Source organism: [Flexibacter] sp. ATCC 35208, from assembly GCF_001975825.1.
Lineage (GTDB): Bacteria > Bacteroidota > Bacteroidia > Chitinophagales > Chitinophagaceae > Chitinophaga.
The window spans coordinates 1-4,403 of sequence record NZ_MTKN01000144.1 but is presented as its reverse complement, the minus strand read 5'-3'; the positions used below and the strand labels follow the sequence as shown (position 1 = coordinate 4,403).

Below are 4,403 nucleotides of genomic sequence, written 5' to 3'. Positions count from 1 at the left end.
CTTCAAACCTGGTATGTACGGGATGCAGGCGGAAATGTGCTGAGTGTTTACAATTATGGTGATACAGCAATCAACAGTGGAGATTTAAGCCAGACGGAGGCACATTTGTATGGAAGCAGCCGGTTGGGCATGGCCACGATGTCGGTCAATGTACAGGATACGACAGCAGGGGCAACAACGAATATTACGGGACTAGGTACGGGGAAAAATATTATTTTTAGGAGGGGTAAGAAGTTCTTTGAATTAACGAACCATTTGGGTAATGTGCAGGCTACGTTGTCGGATCGTAAAATACAGGTAAGTGGAAATGGTACAACGATAGATTATTACAATGCAGATGTAGTGTCTGCGCAGGATTATTACCCTTTCGGAATGATACAGCCTGGTAGAAGCTATAATGCTGGAGGGTATAGGTATGGGTTTAATGGGAAGGAGAATGATAATGAGGTGAAGGGAGAGGGGAATGAGTTAAGCTATCAAAATAGAGTTTATGATCCGCGTATTGGTATCTGGGGTTCTACTGACCCTATAGTAAAACCATGGATAAGTACCTACCAGTTTGCCGGAGACAATCCTGTTAATAATCTCGATCCGGATGGTAATGACGAAATTCATTTTCATTACTTTACTACCTCGTATCTGGGAGCCAATGGAGTGAGGACTGGTAAGTCATCTGCAATGGTAGTCATTGTAAAAGAAAATGGTCCTGACAGGTTTTTTCACCATACACATGAGTTAGAGGTACGAATGCCAACCCGTTATTCTAAAGGGGGGGCATCTACTTTTGAAAAATCAGTTGAGTTTTTTCCATGGAGGCCAGATAGCCGGAGTGGTTTGACAGAAACGAGTTTATTTGGTCTTATAACCAGGAAAGATCGTGATTATGTCACATTAATGAAATATGCATCTGCATCACCTGTCGTTGAGGACGAAATAAGGAAGAGAGCCACTGGTTATACAGCTACTCCATATGACAAGGAAAGCTATAAGGGGCTTTTGCATGATTTGCCTGGTTATAATGGGTTAAGATATACGCAGGCCGGAGCTGAGGTTACGGCAAATGTATTGATGACCATCGAAGGAGGAGTATCTTTAATTAAATTAACGGCTAATCCATTCAGCGGACTAACCCCGGGTCAAGCAGGTGTGACGGGGGAAAATTTGATGTTTGAGGCACTAACGGCTAAATATGCTGGTCAGAATGTTACAATAACCAAACAGGTGTATTTTAAGATGTTTGGTGGTGGTATGCGTGCCGATGCCGTGGTTACTGATGCAATTGGTAATGTGCTGGAGGTAGGGGAATCAAAGTTCAATACTTCAGTACTCAGCAATGGACAAAAATTGTTTTTTCTTGAAAAGCAAATGAGTAAGATGACAGGAGAAGTTGCAGAAGGAGCAAAATTGAATGATATAAAGGTTGACCCTTCTAAGGTGGTCTTGTCAGAATATAGATGGAATCCAGACGGGAGTGGATATATTATTAGTCATTAAATTATTATTTATGAATAAGAAAGAAGTAGTTAAAGCTATAATGACAAAAATGGAACCAGAGATGTCTCGTTTTGGGTTTAAAAAGTCTTTTGGACGTCATTGGTTTATTAAACAGCAGGACAAATATTTTAAAGGTTATTATCGATTGATTGCTTATGATGGACTCAATCCTGGCACTCGTGACGTTGGCATCAGGATAGAGCCACATGTATGTTTACAAAATATTGAGATCGAAAAAGTATGTGAGGAAATATCCAGCAGAGGTCTTGAGCTAAATAGTCTCTATACAATCGGGAATAGTATCGCTGAAATAATAGCCAACCCTACAGGCGAATATCTGAGTAGAAATAATGAGTTGAAAATATTCTTCGATGAATTAAACCCGGATGCAACTGCTAATGCTTTATTAAAATATTTTGAAGGAGTAGCTTTACCATACATTGAACGGTTTGCTAATTGGCAGTCATTAGATGAGATCTTTAATACCAATTTAGATAAAAGTTCAGTTCATTGTTGGCTTTATCCAGAGAGGCATATTCGTGGAATAATAATTGCAAAAATGTTGGGGAAAAGCAATACCTCCGAATTAATTAGGTTGCATACGAAAGGGATGGAAAGGGTCACGAATGAACAATATATTGTTGAGTTTGAGCGATTATTAAAAATTGTAGATAGAATACCAGTTATCATTTGAATGCATTAATATGTTAGGTCGGTTGTTTTAAAAACAACCGGCCTAATTTGTGCATTGACAAGTTAGATGAGTCCTTTTGAATCTTTTCTAATCCTCTCTGCTCATGCCTTTTACGTATTTGTTCCATTACGTTTTGTGCATTATAGTTTTCTTTGCATAAGCACGTATCATGATCTCTCTTATGTCATAAGCACTTAATAATGGATACTCATTTCTGAACAAGATCTTTTCACTGAGTATAAAATGAAGCGCCATCATCACTAATCCCATATGGTGATGCCACGCCAGCCAGCCTCTGGCCTGGTAGTCACTCATCCCTGCTTCTTGTTTAGCATCCCGGAATCAGCGTTAGTATAATATTCCTGCGATTGCATCCGTGCTAATTCTTCCACTTCAAACTCCCCATCTGTTGCATTACTTAAGGCATATTTGTATTCCAGAATTTCCATTGCTCATTTTGGTGGCGCTGATGATTAATAATCGTTGCTCATAGTCGGCTGATTCGCCATCCCACAGATATACTTTCTGCACATATCTCATACATACCAAATCACCCTTACCCGTTTTTCTCCATCGGATCTTCTTCCACTTTGTTGATCCTTTCGCCGGACATAAATCTTTCACGTCTTCTGCTTTGTCTTCAGCCTTATATCTGGTTGGCATTCTCCTCTCACTCCCTGCTTATCTGGAAGATGAAGGGTTGGAGGCGCATGAATATACATGCTGATCACTATGAATGTACAGCATAAACAGTACTTCCATATTATCCATTTCTTTCCTGAACTGATGACTGTTGCCATATAACCCATCTGCTCCTAAAAAATCAAAGCGGGTGCCTATCTCTATCTGGTGCTTTACAATATCTATCGCCAGTTCAATTTTAGTTTTATGTTTATATCTTTCTTTGGGTACTCCCGCGGCTTTAAAGCACTTGGGTCTTAAAAGTACAATTCTTAGGTTGTCTACACAAATCAACGGATGAGCTGTACTTGGATTATGATACAGCGTATACCCCGATATCGGGTACCTATTTGACGCAGGAGAACCTGAGAAACCGTGTTTCCTGGTCCTCGTATTTTAATACATCTGGGGCGCAGGATTCGATGAACTTTGCTACGGCAACATTCTATAGTTATGACATACATGGGAATGTGGGTATGCTGTTGCAGGATTATAAGGGCGGGACCATGTCGCGGTTGTATAACCGATTTAAAAAGATTCAGTATAAGTATGATCTTATAAGTGGAAAAGTGAATTGGGTAGGTTATCTGCCAGGAGAGAAGGATGCATTTTATCATCGTTATAGTTATGATGCGGAGAACAGGTTGACGAATGTTGAGACCAGTCACGATAGTATTTATTGGGAGAATGAAGCCTATTATGAATATTATAAGCATGGACCACTTTCACGTACCGTATTAGGGCAGCAGCAGGTGCAGGGTATTGACTATGCATATACATTGCAGGGTTGGCTGAAAGGTGTTAATAGCACAGCCGTTACACCAGTTTTTGATATGGGAGGTGACGGATCCAGTGGTAGCCAGGTTGCGAAGGATGTGTATGGATTTGGTATTCATTACTATGGTAGGAGGGATTATACACCAATTAATTCTGCTGCCACCCCATTTGCTACGGGGATCGGTATAAAGGTGTTGTTTAATGGGAATATAGCAGCGATTAGTCAGAATATTCCGTTACTAGGTAAGCCCTTAGAGTATACATATTCATATGATGTGCTTAATCGCCTCAAAGGGATGGTGGCTTGTAAGGGATTTGACAGTTTAACGAATGCATGGAACAATTCGTTTGCAACACTTTCTGATTTTAAAGAAACGATCAGCTATGATGGGAATGGTAATATCCAGACGTATGTACGGCATGGGAATAACACTTTTGCAGGTTCACCATTGGCGATGGATAGCCTTGTATATAATTATCGTCCGGGTACCAATAAGCTGAGCTATGTAACAGATGCTGTAGATTCTTCTTATTATGGGAATGATATAGATAATCAGGATGCCGGGAATTATGCTTATGATAGTATAGGTAATGTACTCTCCGATGTCAGGGCCGGAGTTGATAGTATTAAATGGACTGTGTATGGTAAGATTGCGCGTATATATAAGCATAATGGAAAGGTAATTTCTTATAGTTATGATGCGGGGGGTAATCGGATCAGCAAGACGGTAGATAGCCTTCAAACCTGGTATGTACG

4 protein-coding genes and 1 pseudogene are annotated in these 4,403 nt (G+C 40.2%); 3 read left to right on the top strand and 2 right to left on the bottom strand.

The features are described 5' to 3' along the window. Both BW716_RS34480 and BW716_RS34475 read left to right on the top strand, forming a co-directional pair. Positions 1-1,494, top strand: a 1,494-nt coding sequence (locus BW716_RS34480; RefSeq protein WP_083730586.1) for an RHS repeat-associated core domain-containing protein, incomplete at its 5' end; no start/stop codon positions are given. 10 nt (positions 1,495-1,504) lie between these two features. Continuing rightward, positions 1,505-2,188 (top strand): hypothetical protein, encoded by a 684-nt coding sequence (locus BW716_RS34475; protein WP_083730585.1) that lies wholly within the window; start codon positions 1,505-1,507, stop codon positions 2,186-2,188. Between the two features lie 126 nt (positions 2,189-2,314). On the opposite strand, the gene BW716_RS36550 is transcribed toward BW716_RS34475, so the two are convergent. Together BW716_RS36550 and BW716_RS34465 are read right to left on the bottom strand one after the other, a co-directional pair. Continuing rightward, entirely contained in the window at positions 2,315-2,503 is a 189-nt protein-coding gene (locus BW716_RS36550; RefSeq protein WP_143709220.1) for a hypothetical protein, read from the bottom strand. Between the two features lie 366 nt (positions 2,504-2,869). After that, entirely contained in the window at positions 2,870-3,163 is a 294-nt protein-coding gene (locus tag BW716_RS34465) for a transposase (RefSeq protein WP_179091410.1), read from the bottom strand. A gap of 14 nt (positions 3,164-3,177) precedes the next feature. Here BW716_RS34465 and BW716_RS34460 point away from each other — a divergent pair. Beyond that, positions 3,178-4,403, top strand: a pseudogene (locus tag BW716_RS34460) (hypothetical protein); the annotation flags it as partial.